The sequence below is a fragment of the Paracoccus sp. L-17 genome (assembly GCF_056857655.1).
Genome location: NZ_JBSXNM010000042.1, coordinates 171,590 through 193,735 on the forward strand (window position 1 = coordinate 171,590; position 22,146 = coordinate 193,735).

Here is a 22,146-nt window from a genome sequence, read left to right on the forward strand (position 1 = left end):
AATGCGAAACGGCGCGTATTGCCACGAAGGGCGCGGGTGGCGCGCCGCGCAAGCCGGCGACGACCTTGCGGCGGGATGCCAACACCACCTATTCTGCCCCGATGACCGCGCATCCGATCGCTTCCGGACGACCAGCCGCCAGCCGACGCCCCGGGCCGGCCATTCTTGCGCTGGCGATGCTGCTGGCGCTGATCACCGGCGCCGCGCCGGTCGCGGCTGCCCCGGCCGAGCCGCTGCTGATCGAATCGCAGGCTTCGCCCGACGGCACAAGGCTGGGCCTGTCATGGTCGGCGCAGGATGGCGCCATGCCGCAGGTCTTTCGCCGCCGGCTGGGCGAGACCGGCATCGAAAGCTGGGCGCCCTACAAGCCCCAAATCGCACTGCCGCAACGGATCCTGGACAGCGGCCTGGAACCCGGACAGGCCTATGAATATCAGATCAGGATCGAGACCGGCCGCAAGACGCTGATCGGGTTCTGGGCCTACGGCACCAAAGTTCCGGTTCAGCCGCAATCGGGGCGCGCGATCGTCGTCGTCGACGAGACGGTCGAAGCCGGGCTGGCCGACCGGCTGGACCGGCTGGTTCTGGACCTGATCGGGGACGGCTGGCGAACCACGCGGCTCAGCGCGCCGCGCGGCGATGACCGGGATTCGGCCGCCAACATGACAAGGGCGATCGCGCTGCGGCAGCGGATCGGCGATGCCCTGGCCTCCGATCCGTTCGCGCCGCAGGCGGTTCTGCTGGTCGGGCACCTGCCGGTCATGCGCAGCGGCTGGATCGCGCCGGACGGCCATGACAAGGCGCCCCAGGCGACGGATCTGTTCTACGTCACCCCGAATGGGTTCTGGCCGCCGGTCACCACGCCCGACGGAAAGCTGGCGCTGGAGCCCTCTGTGATTCCCGGGGGACGGATCGCGGCCCCGATCGGGCGGGTGGACTTTGCCGATATGGCGGCCGAGTTCGGCCCCGAAACCGAGCTTCTGGCCGACTGGCTTGACCGCAACCACCGCTGGCGACAGGGCGATGGCGGCGCGCCGCGCCGCGCCTATGCGAAAAGCCAGTATCTGATGCTGGAGCGGGCCGGCCTTCTCAACATCGTCGGCCCGCCATCGCTGATCGAGGCCGGGCATCACGACCATCAGGGCCGTGGGCCGTTCCTGTTCGGCGTTGATTTCGGCAGCTATCGCGGCAACGATTACTTCAGCAGGCCCCCGGTGGAGGCGGTCTTCACCATCAATTTCGGCAGCGGCAAGCAACAGTTCGACAGGGCCAACAACCCGATGCGGGCCCTGTTGGCGGGATCGGACACGGCGCTGAGCGTTGCCTGGGGCGGGCGGCCCTCGTGGCTGCTGCACGGGATGGCGCTGAACGAGACGATCGGTCAGGCACAGATGCGCACGGTGAACAATGGAAATTACCGGTCCGGCGGTCTTGCCTCGCGCGAATACGGGGTCACCGGGCAATATGACTGGATCAACCCGGTCTGGGTGAACCTGATCGGCGACCCGACGCTGCGGCCCTTTCCGCAGCGCCCGGCGACCGGATTCACCGCCCGCCGCGCGGGCGACGACGTGCGGCTGGGCTGGTCGCTGCCCGATGACGCGGAATCGGCGGTGCTGTACCGGGCCGAACGCCGCGAGGGCCCCTATGACGTGATCGCCGAGGATCTCGGCGGCACCGATTTCACCGACCGGAACGCGCCGCCGGCCGGCTGGTACATGCTGCGCGCCAAGGGGCTGACGCGGGTCAATGCAGGTTCGGTCTATCGGCTGTCGGCAGGCGTCTTCGCGGCGGCGCCCTGATCACCCGCAAGACCCTGGCCGCAAAGATCGTGAAACATCACGTAGGCGTCGACGGGACCAAGCTGCGGATGAATGAAGGCGCCCGGCAGGCGGCCAACGATCTTGAAACCGGATGTCTGCCACAGATGCACCGCGTCCGCGTTCGAGGAGACGACGAAATTGAACTGCATCGCGGCAAATCCGGTCCGTCCGGCCCAGATCTTGGCATTCTCGACCAGGGCTCGGGCGACGCCCCTGCCCCGCGCCGCAGGATCGGTCGCGAACGAGGCATTGGCCACATGCGACCCGCCGGCGGGCCGGTTCGCGCCGATATGGCTGGTGCCCAGGATGCGGCCGCCGATCTCGGCCACGAAGACGGTGAAGGGTGGCGCGAACCAGTCGGCCAAAGCCGCGTCACGGGTGATGTCGCGCGGGATGCAATAGGTCTGGCCCGCACGATAGACCGGCTTCAGGATCGCCCAGATGGCGTCGTCGTCGTCATGGCTGGCGGGGCGGACAATCACCCCGCCGCCGGTCATGACAATTCATCCACGCTGCGGATGACCCTGGCCAGAAGGCCGTAATCCAGCGCCTCTTGCGTGTTCAGCCAGAAGTCGCGGTGGGTGTCCTTCTCGATCCGTTCCAGAGGCTGGCCGGTCGCATCGGCAAAGATCTGGTTCAGCCGGTCGCGCATCAGGCGGACCTGTTCGGCCTGGATCATCATGTCGGACGAGGTGCCGCCGATCCCGCCCGAGGGCTGGTGGATCAGAAAGCGCGTATTGGGAAGGCAGAAGCGGTTTTCCCGGTCCGCGCCGACAAAGATCAGCGCGCCCGCGCTGGCCACCCAGCCCGAACCGATGGTGCGCACCGTCGGGCGGATGAACTTGATCACGTCATGGATCATGTCGCCCGATTCCACATGCCCGCCGGGCGAGGAAATCAACATGTTGATCGGATCGTCGCTGTCTTCGGCCAGCGCCAGCAGATGCGCCACCGTGCGCTGCGCCAGCTTGTCGGTGATCGGTCCTGCGACGATCACCGTGCGCGACTTGAAATAGAGCTTGCCGATCCTGTCGCCTTCGGGCAGGCCCAGCCCGCCTTCCTCCTTGTGGCGGCGGTCGTCCTCTTCGGGTTCGTCGTCGTCATCGTCCAGCCACTGATGCCGCATCGGCCTGCTCCTTGTGTTCTTTCATAGCGACGGCGGGACCGCAGGCCCCGCCGCTTCATTACCTAAGGAGCCATCGAGGATCAGTAAAGCACGACCGAGCGGATGGATTCGCCGTCATGCATCAGATCGAAGCCCTTGTTGATGTCCTCCAGCGGCATCGTGTGGGTGATCATCGGGTCGATCTCGATCTTGCCGTCCATGTACCAGTCCACGATCCTGGGCACATCGGTGCGGCCGCGCGCGCCGCCGAAGGCGGTGCCCTTCCAGACCCGGCCGGTGACCAGCTGGAACGGGCGGGTGCTGATCTCGGCCCCCGCCGGCGCCACGCCGATGATGACCGAGACGCCCCAGCCGCGATGCGTGCATTCCAGCGCGTCGCGCATGACCTTGACGTTGCCGGTCGCGTCGAAACTGTAATCCGCGCCGCCGATCTGGTCGAACGGGGTCTTCGTCATCTCGACGATGTCCTGCACGACGTTCTCGACGTTCTTCGGATTGATGAAATGGGTCATGCCGAACCGCGTCGCCATGTCCTGCCGGTCATCGTTCAGATCGACGCCGATGATCATGTCGGCGCCGGCCAGGCGCAGGCCCTGGATCACGTTCAGGCCGATCCCACCCAGTCCGAAGACCACCGCCTTGGCGCCGATTTCCACCTTGGCGGTGTTGATGACCGCGCCGATGCCGGTGGTCACGCCGCAGCCGATATAGCAGATCTTGTCGAAGGGCGCGTCGTCGCGGACCTTGGCCACGGCGATTTCCGGCAGGACGGTAAAGTTCGAGAAGGTCGAACAGCCCATGTAGTGATGGATCGGCGTGCCGTCCGGCATCGAGAACCGGCTGGTTCCGTCGGGCATCAGCCCCTGCCCCTGCGTGGCGCGGATCCTGGTGCACAGGTTGGTCTTGCCCGACAGGCAGGACGCGCATTCGCGGCATTCGGGGGTGTAAAGCGGGATCACGTGATCGCCGGGCTTCACGGACTTGACGCCGGGACCGACCTCGACCACCACGCCCGCGCCCTCGTGTCCCAGGATCGCGGGAAACAGCCCCTCGGGGTCGGCGCCCGAACGGGTGAATTCGTCGGTGTGGCAGATTCCGGTCGCCTTGATCTCGACCATCACCTCGCCTTCCTTCGGCCCGTCGAGATTGACCTCCATCACTTCCAGCTTCTTGCCGGCCTCCAGGGCTACGGCGGCACGGGTTTTCATGCTTGATCTCCTGTTCTTCGATCGGGCTTGTCGGTCATGGCCGAGGGGGCCGGTTGTCGCGGCCCCCTGACGGAATGTGTGAAATCGGGCCGTGCCGCCGTCAAGCGGGCAACGCGCCCGACCGTTTCGCGACATGCGTGGCGATGGCGTCCATCAGCGGCGGCGACAGCGCGTCATAGGGTTCCAGCCCCAATTCGCGCAGCCGTGCGCGTATCGCGTCCATGCGCGAGGGATCGACACCCGATTCGATCACGGAACTGACGAAGGCCGCGAATTCAGGCGCTGACCAGCCATCTTCGTCGGACAATTCGGTATGGATGAAATCAAGTCCGTAGAACGGATGGTCCTTGTTCTCGATCCGGCCATACATGTGAACGCCGCATTCGCGGCAGCGATGGCGCTGGATCGCGGCGGATTCGTCCACCACTTCCAGCTTGTCGCCGTTTTCCAATACCTCGACCGCGTCACGCGACACGACCGCGACCTGACTGAAGGTCGCGCCATCGGGCTTCCAGCACCTGGTGCAGCCGCAGACATGGTTGTGGGCGGTCTGGCCCCCGACCCGGACCTTGACCGGGTTGCTGGCGCAATGGCAGGTCAGCGTTCCGCCGGAAAAGCCGGAACTGCCCTGTTTCACGCCGTGATCGACGTCCGGGTGAATCCTGATCCCGTCGGTATGTGCCATGGTCCCCTCCTCCGATGACCGAATGTTCCACCAGCGTCGCGCGGTCGGGAACATTCGGCAAGTCAGCGGAAGGTTGTAGCGCCAGAGATCGGAAGCAACAGGATCGGCTTGCCGAAACGCGGATCAGCTGGCCGGCGTCGAACTGACCCCGACCTTGGCCGGACGCAGCAGGCGGTCGTGCAGGCGGAATCCGTTGTCCATCACCTGAATGATCTCGCCCGCGCGGGTGCCGGGCACGGCAGCCTCGAACATGGCCTCGTGCCACGTCGGATCGAATTTCTCGCCCTGGGCGGGCCGGATCAGGGTGATGCCATGTTTGGAAAAGACGTTTTCCAGCTCGCGCAGGGTCAGTTCGACCCCCTCGATCAGGGCGGCGGCATTGGATCGCTGCTCCTCGCCGGCCGCATCCAGTGCGCGGGTCAGCGCGTCATGGACCGGCAGCAGGTCGCGCGCCAGGCGCGATCCGCCATATTGTTCGGCGTCGCGACGGTCCTTGTCGGCGCGCTTGCGCGAATTCTCGGCATCGGCCAGCGCGCGCATCCACTTGTCGCGGAATTCGTCACGCTCGGCGTTCAGGCGCGCAATCTCATCGGTCACGGCCGGGTCGGCCAGCGGATCGTCGTCGATCTCGTCGATCGGCTGTTCGTTCTGTTCTTTCATCTTCCAGTTCATCCTTTCCGGCCGGACAGCACCCGCCCGACCAGTTGCGCGGTGTAATCGACGATCGGCACGATACGGCCATAATTCAGCCGCGTCGGCCCGATGACACCCACCGCGCCCACAATCTTACGGTCGGCATTCATATAGGGAGAAACCACCAGAGCGGAACCCGAAAGCGAAAAAAGCTTGTTCTCGGAGCCGATGAAAATGCGCACCCCGTCGCCCTGTTCGGTCAGTTCCAGGAACTCCACGATGTCGCGCTTGCGTTCGAGATCGTCGAACAGCACCCGGATCCGGTCCAGATCGGCGGCCTCGCGGTCCAGCAGGTTCGCCCGGCCACGCACGATCAGGCGGGGATCGGCGGCTTCGCCATCCCACAGCGCCAGCCCCGACCGGACCAGTTCGGCCGCCAGCACGTCCAGTTCGCGCCGCCTTGCGTCGATCTGGCGGGCCATGTGGCTGCGCAATTCGGCCAGCGTGCGGCCCTCGGCCATGGCGTTGAGGAAATTGCCCGCCTCGCGCATGGAGGACGGCGTCTGGCCCGGCGGCGGCGTGAAGATGCGGTTCTCGACATGGCCGTCGGCAAAGACCAGCACCACCAGCGCGCGGTCGGGCGCGAGGCTGACGAATTCGATATGCCGGATCGGCGCCTCGTGTTTTGGCATCAGCACCAGCGAGGCCCCGCGCGTGATCGACGACAGCGCGGTGCTGACCCGATCCAGCAGCAGGCCGGTATCGGGATCGTCATTTCCCAGCGTCTGGTCGATGGCGGCGCGATCGGTGGGGGCGACGGAATCGACCTCCATCATCCCGTCCACGAACAGCCGCAGGCCACGCTGCGAGGGCAACCGCCCGGCCGAGGCGTGGGGGCTGTCAAGAAGACCCATGAATTCCAGATCCTGCATGACATTGCGCACCGTCGCCGCGCTGACCTGTTCGGACAGCGCGCGCGTCAGCGTCCGCGAACCCACCGGCTCTCCGGTTTGCAGATAGGTTTCGACCACGCGGCGGAACACCTCGCGCGAGCGGTCGTTCAATTCGGATAGCAGCGATTCCTGGCTCATATCCCTTGCGGGCTTGCGTGACGGGGCCAACGGGCGTTATGGGGCAGCAATCTTCAGCAAAAGGAAAAATCATGCGCCCTTCAGGCAGGAATCTAAGCCAAATGCGTCCGATTTCAATCGAAACCGGCGTGATGCGGCATGCCGAGGGGTCATGCCTGATCCGTTGCGGCAACACCCATGTCCTGTGCAGCGCCAGCATCGAGGACAATCCGCCGCGTTTCCTGAAGGGAACCGGACTTGGATGGGTGACGGCCGAATACGGGATGCTGCCGCGCGCAACCAATACCCGCAACCGGCGCGAGGCGGCGCAGGGCAAGCAATCGGGCCGGACACAGGAAATCCAGCGCCTGATCGGGCGCAGCCTGCGGGCGGGCGTGGATCGCGTGGCCCTGGGCGAGCGGCAGATCACGCTTGATTGCGATGTGATCCAGGCCGATGGCGGCACCCGCTGCGCCTCGATCACCGGGGCCTGGGTGGCGCTGCGGCTGGCGGCGAACAGGCTGATGCAGGCCGGGGTCGTGACCAGCGATCCGATCCTCGATCACGTCGCCGCCGTCAGTTGCGGAATCTATGCGGGCCAGCCGGTTCTGGATCTGGACTACGCCGAAGACAGCGAGGCGGGCACCGATGGCAATTTCGTGATGACCGGCGGCGGCCGGCTGATCGAGGTGCAGATGTCGGCCGAGGGGGCGACCTTCAGCCGCAATGAAATGACCGGCCTTCTGGACCTGGCGGAAGCGGGAATGGCCGAACTGGTCGCCGCGCAGAAGGCCGCGATCGCATGAGGCGGTTCGACGGCAGGCGCCTGCTGGTTGCCACGCACAACGCCGGCAAGCTGGCCGAGATGCAGGCGCTGCTGGCACCGTTCGGCGTCACCGTCATCGGCGCAGCCGAAGCCGGCCTGTCAGAGCCCGCCGAGACCGAGCAGACCTTCCTGGGCAATGCCCGGATCAAGGCGCGGGCCGCGGTCGCGGCGACCGGCCTGCCCGCGCTGTCGGACGACAGCGGCATCTGCATCGATGCGCTGGATGGCGCGCCCGGCGTCCATACCGCCGACTGGGCCGAAACCGGGCATGGCCGTGATTTCGCGATGGCGATGGAACGGACCTGGCGCGCGCTGGAAGATGCCGGCGCGCCCGAGCCCCGGCAGGCGCAATTCCGCTGCACCCTGGTGCTGATGTGGCCGGACGGGCATGACGCGGTGTTCGAGGGCACTCTGCCGGGCCGGGTGGTCTGGCCGCCACGGGGTGCCGAAGGGCATGGCTACGATCCGATCTTCATGCCGGAGGGGCATGATGTGACATTGGGCGAGATGCAGCCGGCGCTGAAGAACAGCCTCAGCCACAGGGCGCGGGCGGTGGCGAAGATGATCGAGGGTTGCTTTGCATAAAATATCGGTCGGATCATCCTTCCAGGCGGCGTCGGGCTGTCGCCCAGCCTTGGTCAGGGGCGTTTCGGCGGTGTCCGCCGCGACCATGGCGATCGCCTGGCTGATCGGATCGGAAATGAAGGCAGCGGTCACGGTGACCGCGATGCGCGCATGAGCGAGGATTGGCGTGCGGGAGGATTCGGGCTTTATGTGCATTGGCCCTTCTGCGCGGCGAAATGCCCTTATTGCGATTTCAACAGCCATGTCGTGTCGCGGGTGGACCAGGCACGCTGGGCCGACGCGCTGGCGAGCGAAATCGCGCGGCTGGCGGCCGAGACGCCGGGCCGTCATCTGGACAGCATCTTTTTCGGCGGCGGCACGCCATCGCTGATGCGGCCCGACACGGTTGACCGGGTGATCCGGGCGGCGCGTTCCGCCTGGGGTTTCACCAACGCGATCGAGATCACGCTGGAGGCCAATCCGACCAGCGTCGAGAAGGACCGGTTTCGCGGTTTCGCCGAGGCCGGGGTGAACCGGCTTTCGATGGGCGTGCAGGCATTGAACGACCCTGATCTGCGGCGGCTGGGGCGGAGGCATTCCGTTGCCGAGGCTCGGGCGGCGTTTGACGTGGCGCGCGATTGCTTTTCCCGGGTGAGTTTCGATCTGATCTATGCGCGGCAAGGACAGACCCGCGCGGCCTGGCGGGCGGAACTGCGCGAGGCTCTGGCCATGGCCGCGGACCATCTGTCGCTGTATCAGCTGACGGTCGAGCCGGGGACGGCCTTTGGCGCAAGGGCTGCGGCAGGCAAGTTGAAGGATCTTCCAGATGAGGATGTGTCAGCCGACATGTATCTGGAAACACAAGATATTTGTTGCGAGTTCGGGTTTCCGGGCTATGAGATCTCGAACCATGCGCGGCAGGGATCCGAGAGCCGTCACAATCTGATCTATTGGCGGCAAGGCGATTGGGCGGCCGTCGGACCAGGCGCCCATGGCCGGCTCACGCTGGACTGCGGACGGGTGGCGACCGAGGCGGTGATGTCGCCCGGAGGATGGATCGAGGCTGTCGAGACGCATGGAACCGGCGAGTCGCTGCGATCGTTTCTGCCTGCCGATGAACAGGCAACGGAGTATCTGCTGATGTCGATGCGGCTGGCCGAGGGGATGGATGAGGCGCGGTATCACCGCCTGTCGGGCGGTGTCTTGCCCGAAGCCGCCGTCGAAAGCCTGTTCGCGATGGGGATGCTGCGTCGTGAAGGCGGGCGCCTGATCGCCACCGATCAGGGTCGCCCCGTCCTGAACGCGATCTTGCGCGAACTGGCCACCTGAGATGCGACAAATCTGGCTTCTGACCGGCTTTCTGTTCATGGGCCTGGGGATCGTCGGGATCGCCCTGCCGATCATGCCTACGGTGCCCTTCTTGCTGGTCGCCGCCTGGGCCTTTTCCCGAAGCTCGCCGCGATTGCGACAAAAGATCCTCGATCATCCGGCCTATGGGCCGCCCATTCGCGCCTGGCACGAGCGTGGCGCCATCGGCGGGGTCGCGAAGATCTGGGCCGTGGTCGCGATGGCGGGCGGGATCGCCTTGACGTTATGGCTAGCGCTGCCGGTGTGGATCATTGTGGCACAGGCCGCGATCTGCGCCGGAGTTGCAGCTTATATTGTTACCCGTCCGGGATAAACCGCTATATGTTGTGTCAGCTATGGCCGCCGAGATGCTGGCACAGTGCATCAAGCTGATCGAGGTCGCGATAGGTGATGATCAGTTTCCCCCCGTCCTGGCCCAGATGATCGATCTGCACCCGCATCCCGAGATGGGAGGAAAGATCGGATTCGAGCGCGCGGGTATCCGCATCTTTCTGCTGAGGACGGGTAGAACGCGGCTGAGATTCCGTGCCGGGCTGGGACTGTTTGCGAACCAGTTGTTCGGTCTCGCGGACCGAGAGACCGCGATCGATGATCTTCTGGGCCAGCGCCCCGGGGTTTCCGGCGGTAATTAGCGCGCGGGCGTGTCCTGCGCTGATCTTTCCATCCTTGACGTATTGCTGAACGGTATCGGGCAAGTTGAGAAGGCGAAGCAGGTTGGCGATGTGGCTGCGACTTTTGTTCAGCGCCTCGGCCAGTCTTTCCTGCGTATGGCCGAAGCGGTCCATCAACTGCCTGTAGGAGGCGGCCTCCTCGATCGCATTCAGGTCGGCGCGCTGGATATTCTCGATGATCGCGATCTCGATCACATCGGTATCGGAAAGCTCGCGGATGATGACCGGCAATTCGTGCAGTTGCGCCATCTGCGCCGCACGCCAGCGGCGTTCGCCGGCGACGATCTGGTACAGACCCTCGCTGGTCGGGTGCGGACGCACGATCAGCGGTTGCAGCACACCGCGACTGCGCAGCGAATCGGCCAATTCCTGCAGGGCTTCGGGGTCGAAATGACGGCGCGGCTGATCCGGGTTGGCGGTGATCTGTTCGATCGGAATCAGGCTGCGGTCCCGCGACGGCGCTGTCGCGACGTTGGTTTCGCCCAGATCGATATCGGCCATCAGCGCCGATAACCCCCGTCCCAGGCCCTTCTTGGCTGTTCTGGCATCCGACATCACACTTCCTCTCGCACGATCTTCAGGCGCGCCGCGAATTCCTCGGCGAATTGACGATAGGCACCACTGCCCTTCGAGGCCGGGTCATAGAGCAGCACGGGCTGGGCATGCGACGGAGCCTCCGAAACGCGGACATTGCGCGGAATGACGGTGGGAAAGACCAGATCGCCCAGCGTGTTGCGGGCATCGGCCTCGACCTGCTGCGAAAGATTGTTGCGGTAGTCGGACATGGTCAGCAGAATACCTGCGATCCGCAGGGCCGGATTACCGCTGGCCCGGACGTGCTTGACCGTCGTCAAGAGCTGCGACAGCCCCTCGAGCGCATAGAACTCCGCCTGCAGCGGGACAAGAACCGAATCGGCGGCAACCATGGCATTGACGGTGAGAAGGCCGAGGGCCGGCGGACAGTCGATCAGGACAATGCTGCCATCAGGTGCACCCTCAAGCTTGCGGCGAAGCAGGCGGGTACGGTCCTGAGTCTGGGACAGATCCACATCGGCCGAAGAAAGATCGGCAGTCGCGGGCACGATGTGGAGGTTGTCGATCTGGGTCGGAATGGCGCAATCCTGAAGACTTTCCTCGCCGGCAAGCAGGTCATAGACGGTCAACTGCCGGCGATCCTCGTCGATGCCCAGCCCGGTGGAAGCGTTGCCCTGCGGATCGAGATCGACAAGAATCGTCCGATGCCCGGCCATCGCAAGGGCCGCGCCCAGGTTGATCGCAGTCGTGGTCTTGCCGACGCCACCTTTCTGGTTCGCGATTGCCACGATACTGTATCTAGACATGATCAAGCCCCCAGATTTTGAGGATAGCCGCAGACTGATCTGTCTTGCTGGGATGGCTCTCGACGGAGAAGCGCCAGTGTGACGCCGTCTCGTCAAGTTCCGCCTTCCACTGCCTGCCCTTCATCAACCACGCCTGCCCGTTCTTTTCGAGATGTTGCACCAGATATGGCATGAGACGGGGAAGCGGGGCAAGCGCCCGAATGCTGATATAGGCGGCTTTCAGCGAATTCAGATCCTCGATGCGGGCAGAGATGACCTCTGCCCGCTTCAGGCCGAGTTCGCGAATGACGCTTCGCAGAAAAGCCGATTTTCGCTGATCGCTTTCGACGAGAATGAAATCCGTCATGCGATCGCGGCATGCGATCGCCGCGACCAGGCCGGGAAAGCCGCCTCCGCTACCTAAATCGGCCCAAAGACCAGCGTCGGGCTGGCTGAGTTCGACAAGCTGCAGGCTGTCGGCAATATGCCGCTCTTGCAGATGGGGAACGGATGACGGCGCCACGAGATTGATCCGAGCATTCCACTTCCGGATCATAGCGGCATAGACATCCAGTTCATCCCATGTTTCACGTGAAACATGCATCATGCGGTCCGGCACCGCTCGTTCTTTGCCATGGCAAGGATCAGGGTCAGCGCGGCGGGGGTCATGCCTTCAATCCTGGCGGCCGAGGCGAGGCTCTCTGGCCGCGCTTCCGAAAGCTTCGCGGCCAGTTCGCCCGAAAGTCCGGACATTGTGAAGTAGTCCAGGGAGGTTGGGAGCACAATGTTTTCGTCGTTTTTCAGCGCCTTCGCGTCACGTTCCTGGCGATCGAGATATTGATGGTAGAGAGCGTCAGCGCGCAACTGAGCCATGGTTTCCGGGTGAACCGCCGACAATTCTGGCATGATTTCAACAATCTGCGCATCGCTGATCGCCGCCATTCCCATCAATTCGAATGCCGAGCGCCTTTGGCCGTCCTGTCGAACATGAAGCCCCCTGCCTGAAAGCTCGTTCGGCGAAAAGGCTCGTGCCTCGGCGATGTCGCGTCCGGCGATATACCGCTTTTCCCGGCTGTCGAAATGCCGCCAGCGCTCATCGCCGACGCAGCCGATGTTCCGGCCCATGCGGGTCAGCCGGCGATCGGCGTTGTCGGCCCGAAGCGTCAAGCGAAATTCTGCTCTGGAGGTGAACATGCGGTAAGGTTCGGTCACACCCCGGGACACCAGATCGTCGATCATGACGCCGATATAGCTCTCTGATCGGCTGAATTTGATCGCGGGTTTCCGCTGTGCCAACAAAGCGGCATTCAGTCCTGCAACCAAACCTTGCGCGGCGGCCTCTTCATATCCCGTCGTGCCGTTGATCTGTCCAGCAAGGAAAAGGCCGCTGACAGCTCGAAGTTGAAGCGATGACGACAGCGCACGAGGATCGACGTAGTCGTATTCAACGGCGTAACCGGGCTGAAGTATTACAGCCTGCTCGAGCCCCGTGATCGTTCGGACATAGGCTTCCTGAATCTCAGCCGGCAGCGATGTCGAAATACCGTTGGGATAAATCGTCGGATCGTTCAGCCCCTCGGGTTCAAGAAAAACCTGGTGCGATTTCTTTTCCGAGAACCGAAGAACCTTGTCCTCGATCGACGGGCAGTATCGAGGGCCCTTCCCGGAAATGTGTCCGCCATACATTGCGGAACGAGATAGGTTTTCTCTAATGATGTCATGTGTTTCCGGGTTTGTATGTGTGATACCGCAAGAGATCTGCGGCCCACTCACGCCTGTGCTGAGATAGGAAAACAGCGTCGGCTCATCGTCTCCGGGCTGCCGATCAAGGCGGGACCAATCGATCGTCCGCCCGTCTAGCCGAGGCGGCGTTCCCGTCTTCAGGCGACCCAGCGGAAGATCGAAACGGCGAAGCGACGTCGCCAAGCCTCTCGCATTCTCGTCACCCCAGCGACCGGCTGCATGCGATACGTCGCCGATATGAATGGTCCCGTTGAGGAACGTCCCGGTGGTCAGCACGGTGGCACATGCCGAATAGGCGGTCCCGTCCTCCATCTCGATCCCGGTCACGCGGTTCTCGTCGCCGGCCAGCGCCTCGACGCATCCGTAGATCAACGTCAGTCCGGGAAGACGGGACATAAGATCATGCGCGACCTTGCGATAGATTGCGCGGTCCATCTGGGCGCGCGGCCCCTGAACCGCGGGCCCCTTGCGTCGATTGAGCAGCCGGAACTGAATCCCGGCCCGGTCAGCGATCCGCCCCATCAGTCCGTCAAGCGCGTCTATTTCCCGGACAAGATGTCCTTTGCCCAACCCGCCGATCGCCGGGTTGCAGGACAATGCGCCAATATCCTCGCGCCGCATTGTGATCAGCGCGACATCAGCCCCCATGCGCGCCGCCGCGCCTGCGGCTTCAAGTCCGGCGTGACCGGCTCCGATCACAATCACATCAAAATGTTTCACGTGAAACGCCCTATTTCCCGATACAGAAAGTCGTAAAGATGGCATCTAGATAATCCTCCGCACCGATTCTGCCAAGAAGCCGGTCCAGACTCATGGCGCAGGCGCGAATATTCTCCGCCAGAATTTCGGGTGGCAATCCATCGATATCTGCCAAAGCGCGGCGCGCATCTACAAGCGCATTCAGTTGTCTGCCGTGGCTCACCAAACCCGCCGGAGCGATTCTCTCGGCCAGGGTGCGGCGCAACCTGGTCAGCAAATCGTCTATCCCCACCCCTGTCAAAGCCGAGACGCCAGTGGACCCATCCTCGCGCAAGTCAACCTTGCTGCTCACCACGATATCGCCGTCGCGCCACAGATCTTGCTCGCGCTGACCATCCGGGGACAGATGCACCCTCAAATCCGCTGCGAGGGCACGCTGTCTCGCGCGATCAATCCCCAAGGATTCGATGAGATCAGACGACTTTCTCAGTCCAGCAGTATCAAGGAACGTGACCGGCACACCACTCAGGTCCAGTCGCGCCTCGATCACGTCGCGTGTCGTACCCGCAATCTCGGAAACCAGCGCCACATCGCGCCTGGCCAACCTGTTAAGAAGGCTTGATTTTCCGGCATTCGGCGGCCCGATGATGGCCACCTCGAATCCCGATCTGATCGTCTCGGCGGCCGCATAGCCGGCAATATGACGGTCAAGTTCAGCCGCAAGTTCCTGCAACAGGGAAAAAACCTCGGCCGGGACTTCCTCGGGCGTTTCCTCGTCCGCAAAATCGACGCTCGCCTCGATCAAGGCGCCAGCGTCAATCAGCATCTTTCGCCAATCTCCGGCCACCCGACCCAACTCGCCCGAGGCCAGCCGCGCCGCCTGCTGCCGCTGGGCTTCGGTCTCGGCCGCAAGAAGATCACCCAGTCCCTCGACCTCGGCAAGATCCATTTTTCCCGCCAGAAAGGCGCGTCTGGTGAACTCTCCCGCTTCGGCCGATCGCACATCCATACGCCGCAGCGCGGCCCCAACCCGCCGCACGACAACCGGAGCCCCGTGCAATTGCAATTCCGCAGTCTCTTCTCCGGTGAAACTTCGCCCGGCTTCGAACCAGCTCACCAGAGCCTGATCGAGAATTTCGTTTCCCTCGCGCAAGGTCCGCAGATAGGCGTGGCGCGGACGCTCCAGCGGTCCGGCCAGCCTTTCGGCCACCCGCCGTGCTCCGTCTCCGCTGATGCGAATAGCCGAAATGCCACCGCGCCCGGGCGGGGTGGCTTCCGCATAGATAAGAGCCATGTCAGCCTCGTCAGGCGTTCATCGAGTCGAAGAATTCCGAATTGCTCTTGGTCTGCTTCAATTTCGAGATCAGGAACTCGACCGCATCTGTCGTCCCCATCGGATTCAAGATCCGGCGCAACAGATAGGTCTTTTGCAAATCCTTCGATTCGACCAGCAATTCCTCTTTCCGGGTACCGGATTTGAGGATGTCCATGGCCGGGAAGACCCGCTTGTCGGCGACCTTGCGATCCAGCACGATCTCGCTGTTGCCGGTGCCCTTGAATTCCTCGAAAATCACCTCGTCCATGCGCGAGCCCGTATCGATCAGCGCGGTCGCGATGATGGTCAGCGACCCGCCCTCTTCGATATTCCGTGCAGCGCCGAAGAAACGCTTTGGCCGCTGCAAGGCATTCGCATCGACGCCACCAGTCAGAACCTTGCCCGAGCTGGGAACCACGGTATTGAACGCTCTACCAAGTCTTGTGATAGAATCCAGAAGAATCACAACATCTCGTTTATGCTCGACCAGGCGCTTGGCCTTTTCGATCACCATTTCGCTCACCGCGACGTGCCGGCTGGCCGGTTCGTCGAAGGTCGATGAAATCACCTCGCCCCTCACGCTGCGCTGCATGTCGGTGACCTCTTCGGGCCGCTCGTCGATCAGCAAAACGATCAGATAGCATTCCGGGTGATTGCGCTCGATCGAATGGGCGATGTTCTGCAGCAGCACGGTCTTGCCGGTCCGCGGAGGCGCGACGATCAGCGACCGCTGCCCCTTCCCGATCGGCGCCACCAGGTCGATGATCCGCGCGCTGCGATCCCTGATCGTGGGATCCTCGATCTCCATCGTCATCCGTTCATCGGGATAGAGCGGGGTCAGGTTGTCGAAGGCGACCTTGTGGCGGGCTTTCTCGGGATCCTCGAAGTTGATCCTCTCGACCCTGGTCAGCGCGAAATACCGCTCGTTCTCGCCCGGGGCCCGAATGACGCCCTCGACGCTGTCGCCGGTCCGCAGGGAATGCTGCCGGATCATGTCGGGGCTGACATAAATGTCGTCGGGCCCGGGCAGGTAATTGGCTTCGGTCGAACGCAGAAAGCCGAAACCGTCCTGCACGACCTCCAACACCCCCTCGCCGCCGATATCCCAACCTTCTTCGGCATGTTCCTTGAGGATCGAGAACATCATCTCGCCCTTGCGCATGGTCGAGGCGTTCTCGATTTCCCATTCCTCGGCCATGGACAGCAAGTCGGCCGGGCTTTTCGCCTTGAGTTCGGACAGGTTCAGGCGCTCATCGCTCATATCGTCACCGTAGGCCGCCCCCGCGTCGAAGGTCGGTCATGTCATATTCGTGTGGGAATCCCCGTACCGGACGGCCGGGCTTGGTCGCGACATAGGCCGGCAGAACCGGCGAGTCAATCGCCCACCTAGAATTTGACGATGACCGACACGACAATGCCGATGAGCAGCACTGTGGGCACCTCGTTCATCAGCCGATAAGACCGACCGCGACGGATCGCTCCGGCCGCAATCCGCCGCCGCTCGGCCGCGCACCAGATGTGAAATCCGGTCATTCCCAGCACCCCGGTGGCCTTGAACCAGGGCCACAGGGCCGTCCAATCGAGGATACCCGGCGTTGCCACCAGCCATAATCCGCTGGCCCAGGTCGCGATCATCGCCGGCCGCATGATCACGCGCAGCAGCTTCTCCTCCATGATGCGGAAGCTGTCTGTCGGCTCCGCTGCCTCGGCGCCGCGCTCGGCGTGATAGACGAACAGACGCGGCAGGTAGAACAGCGCAGCCATCCACGAGATCACCGCGATCACATGGAAGGCTTTCACATAGGGATAGAACGCGATCATCAGGTCGGTCATCGGGGCCTCGTTTCCGACCACTTAAATAAAAAGATATGAAAAAGGAATGTAGTTGAAGTAGGGCCTGTGGATTGCGGGACTGGGCATCGCTCCCCGCACCTATCCACCATTTGCACGCCTGTGGATAAGTCTGGGAAAACTTCTTTGAAAGTGATAATATCTTTTGTTTTCATGAATTTGATATCTGGACAACTTCGGGACGACACGGTTGTTGTCGGGGGTGTCCACAACCCGTATCGCGGCGCCGCGGGTCTTGTCCACTTGTGGATTGCCAGCCTTCGTTCCGGTTATGTCCCGGGCGGAATTCGTGTCCTTGCAGCCATCCTCAGGCGTACCAACATGCCCCGGACCGATTCCCCCACGATTCCGTCCACAAAAGCCGGGTCTTCGCTGCAACAATGGCGCGTTGCGGCCGCGTTCGGACTTTTTCCATCGTCGCCAAAGGATTACTCTGCCCGAAACGATCAATGGACAAAGCAGATGCAAGACGATCCCGCCAGACCGGCCGCACAGATCCCGCTTGCCGGCGTCATCGGGATGCCGATCGCCCATTCGCGTTCGCCCCGCCTGCACGGATTCTGGCTGCAACGCTACGGCATCGCGGGCCATTACATGCCGCTGCCCGTTCGGGCCGAGCATCTGGCCGACGTGCTGCGCGTCCTGCCGCGGGCGGGCTTTGTCGGGGTGAACGTGACGATTCCCCACAAGGAGGCGGTGCTGGCCCTTGCCGACGCGGTTTCGGACCGCGCGGCCCTGATCGGGGCCGCCAACACGCTGATCTTCCGCCCCGACGGCAAGATCCATGCCGACAACACCGATGGTTATGGCTTCATCGCCAATCTGCGCCAGAACGCGCCCGACTGGCGGCCCGATGCCGGCCCCGCGGCGGTTATCGGCGCCGGCGGCGCGGCGCGGGCGGTCGTCGCCTCGCTTCTGGACAGCGGCGTCCGCGAATTGCGGATCAGCAACCGCACCCGGATCCGGTCGGAACAGATCAAGTCCGAATTTGGCGCGCGTCTGGTCGTCTATGACTGGGCGCAGGCCGGCAACATGCTGGAAGGGGCCGGTCTGGTCGTGAACGCCACCTCGCTGGGCATGACCGGCAAGCAGCCGCTGCGGGTGCCGCTGGACGCTCTGCAGCCGCAAGCGCTGGCCACCGATCTGGTCTATACCCCGCTGGAAACGCCGTTTCTCGCCGCCGCTCGCCAGATCGGCTGTCACACCGTGGACGGGCTGGGGATGTTGCTGCATCAGGCCGCCCCCGGCTTCGAACGCTGGTTCGGCCACCGCCCCGATGTTGACGAGGAAACCCGCCGCGTGGTGCTGGGATGAGCTTTCTTCTGGGACTGACCGGGGGCATCGGCATGGGCAAGTCCACGACGGCGCGGATGTTTCGCGATCTGGGACATCCGGTCTGGGACGCCGATCAGGCCGTGCACGATCTCTATGCCAGGGGCGGTGCGGCGGTCGAACCCGTCGCCGCCGCCTTCCCTGAGGCGCTGAAGGACGGCGCCATCGACCGTCCGGCGCTGAAACAGGCGCTCGGGGCCGATCCGGCGGCGTTGAAACGGCTGGAATCCATCGTCCATCCGCTTGTCGCCGCCGACCGCAGGGCCTTTGTCGCGCGCCATTCCGATGCCGCACTTGTCGTCCTGGACATCCCGCTTCTGTTCGAGGGCGATGGCCAGGGCCAGCTTGACGGCGTCGCCGTCGTCAGCACCGACTCCGAGACACAGCGCAGGCGGGTGCTGGAACGCCCCGGCATGAATCGCGACACCCTGCAGATGATCCTGGACCGGCAGATGCCGGATGTGCGGAAACGCGCGCTTGCCGACTGGATCATCCCGACCGATACACCAGAGGGCGCGCGCGCCGCCGTCGAAGCCATCTGCAAGGAGATCGCCGCCCATGCGTGAGATCGTTCTGGATACGGAAACGACCGGCTTCGACGCCGAGAAGGACGACCGCATCGTCGAGATCGGCGCACTGGAACTGATCAATCATCTGCCCACCGGCCGTACCTTCCACGTCTACATCAACCCAGGACGCCCGATGCCGCAAGAGGCGTTCGAGATTCACGGGCTTGGCGACGATTTCCTGCGCGACAAGCCCGGTTTCGCCGAGATCGCGCAAAGCTTCGTCGATTTCGTCGCCGAGGATGCGCGGCTGGTGATCCACAATGCCAGCTTCGACATGAAATTCCTGAATGCCGAACTGCGCCGGGCGGGGTTTCCCACGCTTCCCTGGTCGCGGGCTCTGGACACGCTGGCGCTGGCGCGCGAGAAATTTCCCGGCTCGCCCTCGTCTCTGGACGCGCTTTGCCGCCGCTTCGGCGTGGACAATTCCAACCGCGATCTGCACGGTGCATTGCTGGATTCGGAATTGCTGGCCGAGGTCTATCTGGAACTGATCGGCGGCCGCCAGCCCGATCTGGTGCTGGACCGTCCCGGCGCAACGGGCACGGATCAACGACAGGCCGCCGGTCTGATCCGCAGGGCCCCGCGCCCCGCGCCCCTGCCGCCCCGCCTGACCGAGGCCGAGGCCGCCGCCCACGCCGAATTCACGGCACGGATGGGCGAGGCTTCGCTGTGGTTGCGGTTCGGCACATGAGATCGTTGCGCCCCCGCCGCGATCCCGCGGCCCGGCCGGGCGCGAAGGGGGCCAGATGCTGAGCCTGATCCGCGATCTGTGGAGTTTCTGGTCCGCCATCTTCGAGCGGATGGACAAGATCCACATGGGCCTGATCGCGGCAGGGGTCGCCTTCTATGCAATGTTCGCGGTCTTTCCCGGACTGGCCGCGATCATCGCGCTGTGGAGCCTGTGGTTCGACCCGACGGTGATCATGGCCTATGTCGACGTGGCCCACGAATTCCTGCCCGAAGGCGCCGCCAAGCTGATCGACGGACAGGTGCGGTCGCTGACCTCGGCCGAGAACACCTCGATCGGCTGGGCCTCGTTCATCTCGTTCATGGTGGCGACCATCGCGGCGCGCGCGGGGGTCGATGCGTTGGTGCGCGGGCTCAACGCGGCCTACGGCGTCCGCTCGCATTCCACCATTTTCGGCTTCATCCTTGCCTATGGGCTGACCCTGGCCATCGTCGGCATCTCGCTGGCCGGGCTTGCGACCATCGTCATCGTGCCGGTCGTCCTGAACTTCATGGTCATCGCGCCCCTGCGGGCATGGCTGGTAACCGCGCTGCCCTGGGCGGGCATGTTCGCGCTGGTGATCCTGGGCATCGGCATCCTTTACCGCTATGGCCCGAATGTGAAGACGCCGCGCACGCCGGTCTTTACCTGGGGGGCGCTGTTTGCGGCCTGTCTCTGGGCGGCGGCCTCGGTCGCGTTTTCGGCCTATCTCAGCAGCTTCAACAGCTATAACCGGATCTATGGCTCGATCGGAACCGTGGTCGCGCTGCTGATGTGGTTCTACCTCGCGGGTTTCTCGGTCCTTCTGGGCGCGCTGATCAACGTCGAACTGGCCCGCCGCCGCCGCATCAGGGCCGCCCGCGAGGCCCGCGAGGGGCTGCGCGACTAGACGCCCGGACCGCGACCCGAGATGAAAGGGCCGCAGGCCGGGACGGGCGGAACCCGGCCCGGCGAAGGGTCAGGCCGCGTCCAGCCCCTCGGTCGAGGCGAAGAACATCGCCTGGCTGACGGCGGACCGGACCTGTTCCTCGCTGTAGGGCTTGGAAATCAGGAAGGCCGGCTCGTGACGGTCGCCGGTCAGAAGCCTTTCGGGGAAGGCGGTGATGAAGATCACCGGAATATCGCCCATCTCGCGCATCATCTCGTTCACCGCGTCGATGCCGGAAGATCCGTCGGCAAGCTGGATATCGGCCAGGATCAGGTCGGGGCGCGCCTTGCCGGCCAGATCGACGGCCTGGGTATGGGTGCGGGCGACGCCCGTCACCTCATGACCCATCGCCTGAACGATGCCTTTCAGGTCCATGGCGATGATCATCTCATCCTCGATCACCATGACCTTGCCGCTGATTGCCTGACCCATTTCGTTCAGCGCGATCTGGACCAGTTCCTCGGCCTCGCGCTGATCGACCTGCATCACGCGGGCGATCTGGTCATAGCGCAATTCCTCGATCGTGCGCAGCAACAGCGCCTCGCGCGAATTCGGCGTCAGGCGGCGCAGATGATCCTGGGCGCGTCTTTCGCGGACCGAATCGGCCTCGGCGACGGGCTGGCCCGAACTCTGCCAGATGGCATGGAAGGTGCGGAACAGGCCGAGGCGGGTATCATCCTCGTCCTGCAACACCGACCGATCGGTCAGGATCGCTTCCAGGGTGGCTGCGGCATAATTGTCCCCGGCGGTCTGGCTTCCGGTCAGCGCGCGCGCATAGCGGCGCAGATAGGGAAGCTCGCGTCCGATCGATTGGGCGAGATTGGCTGACGACATTTTCCTGTCCTTGAATTTCGCATGTTGCGGAACCTTCCCTAACCCCTACAGGTTGGCTAGGGTGCGCACAAGATTTCCGGGACTAACAAAAACATGACACCGAAACGAGATGAGCGGCAAAAGGCCGCCTTCGAAAAACAGATCGACGAGAACCTGAGGCGGGTCTACGAGCAGGATGCCAACGAACAGGTTCCCGATCGGTTCCTCGACCTTCTCAAGCAACTGCGCGAGCAGGAATGACAATTCCCGCAAGCATTCTGCCGCGAAGGCGCACCCCATGACGAAAACCCCGCAGACCGATCCCCGCGACGAGCTGGTCGATCACCTTCCGGCGCTGCGCGCCTTTGCCCTGTCGCTGACACGCGAGGGGGCTTCCGCCGACGACCTGGTGCAGGACACGATCGTCAAGGCATGGACCAACATGGACAAGTTCCAGGCCGGCACCAATCTGCGTGCCTGGCTGTTCACCATCCTGCGCAACACCTTCTATTCGGCCCGCCGCAAGACAAAGCGCGAGGTCAGCGACACCGACGGCATCCATGCCGCCCGCCAGGCCACGAGGCCCGATCATGACGGACGGCTTGCGCTGAAGGATTTCCGCGCCGCTTTCGAGCAACTGCCGGATGAACAGCGCGAGGCGTTGATCCTTGTCGGCGCATCGGGTTTTTCCTACGAGGAAGCGGCCGGCATGACCGGCGTCGCCATCGGCACCGTCAAGTCGCGCGCCAATCGCGGCCGCCGCAAGCTGGCGGAGTTGCTGCATCTCGAACACGGGGAAGAACTGGACATGACCGATCAGGCAACGCTGGCGGTGATGTCTGCCAATCAGGGCATCACCCGCTGAGGAAAGGGCGC

The 22,146-nt window shown here is 63.8% G+C and carries 25 protein-coding genes; 11 read left to right on the forward strand and 14 right to left on the reverse strand.

Features of this window, described 5'->3' with window-relative positions; translation table 11 throughout:
• The first annotated feature begins 101 nt into the window (after positions 1-101).
• Complete coding sequence (locus tag AC13CR_RS12970; protein ID WP_292951277.1) at positions 102-1,802, forward strand: hypothetical protein; 1,701 nt, start codon at positions 102-104, stop codon at positions 1,800-1,802.
• Here AC13CR_RS12970 and AC13CR_RS12975 read toward each other — a convergent pair.
• From AC13CR_RS12975 to hrcA, 6 genes are all read right to left on the reverse strand, one after another.
• On the reverse strand, positions 1,763-2,320 hold the full coding sequence (locus tag AC13CR_RS12975; protein WP_293013986.1) for a GNAT family N-acetyltransferase: 558 nt from the start codon (positions 2,318-2,320) through the stop codon (positions 1,763-1,765). The genes AC13CR_RS12970 and AC13CR_RS12975 overlap by 40 nt on opposite strands.
• On the reverse strand, positions 2,317-2,949 hold the full coding sequence (locus tag AC13CR_RS12980; RefSeq protein ID WP_292951283.1) for an ATP-dependent Clp protease proteolytic subunit: 633 nt from the start codon (positions 2,947-2,949) through the stop codon (positions 2,317-2,319). Before AC13CR_RS12980 ends, AC13CR_RS12975 begins: the two co-directional genes overlap by 4 nt.
• Positions 2,950-3,029: 80 nt before the next feature.
• Positions 3,030-4,157: an S-(hydroxymethyl)glutathione dehydrogenase/class III alcohol dehydrogenase gene (locus AC13CR_RS12985; RefSeq protein WP_292951285.1), complete on the reverse strand. Its 1,128-nt coding sequence runs from the start codon at positions 4,155-4,157 to the stop codon at positions 3,030-3,032.
• A 100-nt stretch (positions 4,158-4,257) separates the two neighbouring features.
• Positions 4,258-4,842 (reverse strand): S-(hydroxymethyl)glutathione synthase, encoded by a 585-nt coding sequence (gene gfa, locus AC13CR_RS12990; RefSeq protein ID WP_292951288.1) that lies wholly within the window; start codon positions 4,840-4,842, stop codon positions 4,258-4,260.
• A 123-nt stretch (positions 4,843-4,965) separates the two neighbouring features.
• Complete coding sequence (locus tag AC13CR_RS12995; RefSeq protein ID WP_292951291.1) at positions 4,966-5,502, reverse strand: nucleotide exchange factor GrpE; 537 nt, start codon at positions 5,500-5,502, stop codon at positions 4,966-4,968.
• Between the two features lie 8 nt (positions 5,503-5,510).
• Positions 5,511-6,566: a heat-inducible transcriptional repressor HrcA gene (gene hrcA, locus AC13CR_RS13000; protein WP_446232435.1), complete on the reverse strand. Its 1,056-nt coding sequence runs from the start codon at positions 6,564-6,566 to the stop codon at positions 5,511-5,513.
• Between the two features lie 71 nt (positions 6,567-6,637).
• Between hrcA and rph the strand changes: the two genes are divergently transcribed.
• The 4 genes from rph (at position 6,638) to AC13CR_RS13020 (ending at position 9,616) form a co-directional block, all read left to right on the forward strand.
• Positions 6,638-7,351, forward strand: a complete 714-nt coding sequence (gene rph / locus AC13CR_RS13005; protein ID WP_292951297.1) for a ribonuclease PH — start codon at positions 6,638-6,640, stop codon at positions 7,349-7,351.
• Entirely contained in the window at positions 7,348-7,956 is a 609-nt protein-coding gene (gene rdgB, locus AC13CR_RS13010; protein ID WP_292951300.1) for an RdgB/HAM1 family non-canonical purine NTP pyrophosphatase, read from the forward strand. Before rph ends, rdgB begins: the two co-directional genes overlap by 4 nt.
• Before the next feature lie 150 nt (positions 7,957-8,106).
• Positions 8,107-9,264: a radical SAM family heme chaperone HemW gene (hemW, locus tag AC13CR_RS13015; RefSeq protein ID WP_292951303.1), complete on the forward strand. Its 1,158-nt coding sequence runs from the start codon at positions 8,107-8,109 to the stop codon at positions 9,262-9,264.
• 1 nt (position 9,265) lies between these two features.
• Positions 9,266-9,616 carry a YbaN family protein gene (locus AC13CR_RS13020; RefSeq protein ID WP_292951306.1) on the forward strand — a complete coding sequence of 117 codons (351 nt, stop codon included), beginning with the start codon at positions 9,266-9,268 and terminating at the stop codon, positions 9,614-9,616.
• Positions 9,617-9,632: 16 nt separating this feature from the next.
• On the opposite strand, the gene AC13CR_RS13025 is transcribed toward AC13CR_RS13020, so the two are convergent.
• From AC13CR_RS13025 to AC13CR_RS13055, 7 genes are all read right to left on the reverse strand, one after another.
• Positions 9,633-10,529 (reverse strand): ParB/RepB/Spo0J family partition protein, encoded by an 897-nt coding sequence (locus AC13CR_RS13025; RefSeq protein WP_293013990.1) that lies wholly within the window; start codon positions 10,527-10,529, stop codon positions 9,633-9,635.
• Positions 10,529-11,314 carry a ParA family protein gene (locus AC13CR_RS13030; protein ID WP_292951312.1) on the reverse strand — a complete coding sequence of 262 codons (786 nt, stop codon included), beginning with the start codon at positions 11,312-11,314 and terminating at the stop codon, positions 10,529-10,531. The genes AC13CR_RS13025 and AC13CR_RS13030 overlap by 1 nt, the downstream gene beginning before the upstream one ends.
• On the reverse strand, positions 11,307-11,912 hold the full coding sequence (rsmG, locus tag AC13CR_RS13035; RefSeq protein WP_292951315.1) for a 16S rRNA (guanine(527)-N(7))-methyltransferase RsmG: 606 nt from the start codon (positions 11,910-11,912) through the stop codon (positions 11,307-11,309). The genes AC13CR_RS13030 and rsmG overlap by 8 nt, the downstream gene beginning before the upstream one ends.
• Positions 11,897-13,756, reverse strand: coding sequence for a tRNA uridine-5-carboxymethylaminomethyl(34) synthesis enzyme MnmG (mnmG, locus tag AC13CR_RS13040; protein WP_292951319.1), 1,860 nt, complete (start codon positions 13,754-13,756; stop codon positions 11,897-11,899). The genes rsmG and mnmG overlap by 16 nt, the downstream gene beginning before the upstream one ends.
• 10 nt (positions 13,757-13,766) lie before the next feature.
• The gene (gene mnmE, locus AC13CR_RS13045; protein ID WP_446232436.1) at positions 13,767-15,029 is read right to left on the reverse strand and encodes a tRNA uridine-5-carboxymethylaminomethyl(34) synthesis GTPase MnmE; all 1,263 of its coding nucleotides are present in this window, start codon (positions 15,027-15,029) and stop codon (positions 13,767-13,769) included.
• A gap of 10 nt (positions 15,030-15,039) precedes the next feature.
• Positions 15,040-16,311, reverse strand: a complete 1,272-nt coding sequence (rho, locus tag AC13CR_RS13050) for a transcription termination factor Rho (protein WP_292951325.1) — start codon at positions 16,309-16,311, stop codon at positions 15,040-15,042.
• Between the two features lie 125 nt (positions 16,312-16,436).
• Positions 16,437-16,883 carry a CopD family protein gene (locus AC13CR_RS13055; protein ID WP_482900849.1) on the reverse strand — a complete coding sequence of 149 codons (447 nt, stop codon included), beginning with the start codon at positions 16,881-16,883 and terminating at the stop codon, positions 16,437-16,439.
• 480 nt (positions 16,884-17,363) lie between these two features.
• Between AC13CR_RS13055 and AC13CR_RS13060 the strand changes: the two genes are divergently transcribed.
• Genes AC13CR_RS13060 through AC13CR_RS13075 form a run of 4 tightly spaced genes read left to right on the forward strand, consistent with a single transcriptional unit; the run spans position 17,364 to position 20,418 of the window.
• The gene (locus tag AC13CR_RS13060) at positions 17,364-18,215 is read left to right on the forward strand and encodes a shikimate dehydrogenase (RefSeq protein WP_292951471.1); all 852 of its coding nucleotides are present in this window, start codon (positions 17,364-17,366) and stop codon (positions 18,213-18,215) included.
• Positions 18,212-18,799: a dephospho-CoA kinase gene (gene coaE / locus AC13CR_RS13065; protein WP_292951474.1), complete on the forward strand. Its 588-nt coding sequence runs from the start codon at positions 18,212-18,214 to the stop codon at positions 18,797-18,799. The genes AC13CR_RS13060 and coaE overlap by 4 nt, the downstream gene beginning before the upstream one ends.
• The gene (gene dnaQ / locus AC13CR_RS13070; RefSeq protein WP_292951477.1) at positions 18,792-19,493 is read left to right on the forward strand and encodes a DNA polymerase III subunit epsilon; all 702 of its coding nucleotides are present in this window, start codon (positions 18,792-18,794) and stop codon (positions 19,491-19,493) included. The genes coaE and dnaQ overlap by 8 nt, the downstream gene beginning before the upstream one ends.
• 55 nt (positions 19,494-19,548) lie before the next feature.
• Positions 19,549-20,418 (forward strand): YihY/virulence factor BrkB family protein, encoded by an 870-nt coding sequence (locus AC13CR_RS13075; protein ID WP_292951480.1) that lies wholly within the window; start codon positions 19,549-19,551, stop codon positions 20,416-20,418.
• Positions 20,419-20,487: 69 nt separating this feature from the next.
• Here AC13CR_RS13075 and AC13CR_RS13080 read toward each other — a convergent pair whose 3' ends face one another.
• A complete protein-coding gene (locus tag AC13CR_RS13080) occupies positions 20,488-21,291 on the reverse strand; it encodes a response regulator (protein WP_292951483.1) in 804 nt (267 codons plus the stop codon).
• 93 nt (positions 21,292-21,384) lie between these two features.
• On the opposite strand from AC13CR_RS13080, the gene AC13CR_RS13085 reads away from it, so the two are divergent.
• Positions 21,385-21,531, forward strand: a complete 147-nt coding sequence (locus AC13CR_RS13085; RefSeq protein WP_292951486.1) for a NepR family anti-sigma factor — start codon at positions 21,385-21,387, stop codon at positions 21,529-21,531.
• A 37-nt stretch (positions 21,532-21,568) separates the two neighbouring features.
• Complete coding sequence (locus AC13CR_RS13090; protein WP_292951489.1) at positions 21,569-22,135, forward strand: RNA polymerase sigma factor; 567 nt, start codon at positions 21,569-21,571, stop codon at positions 22,133-22,135.
• Positions 22,136-22,146 lie beyond the last annotated feature (11 nt).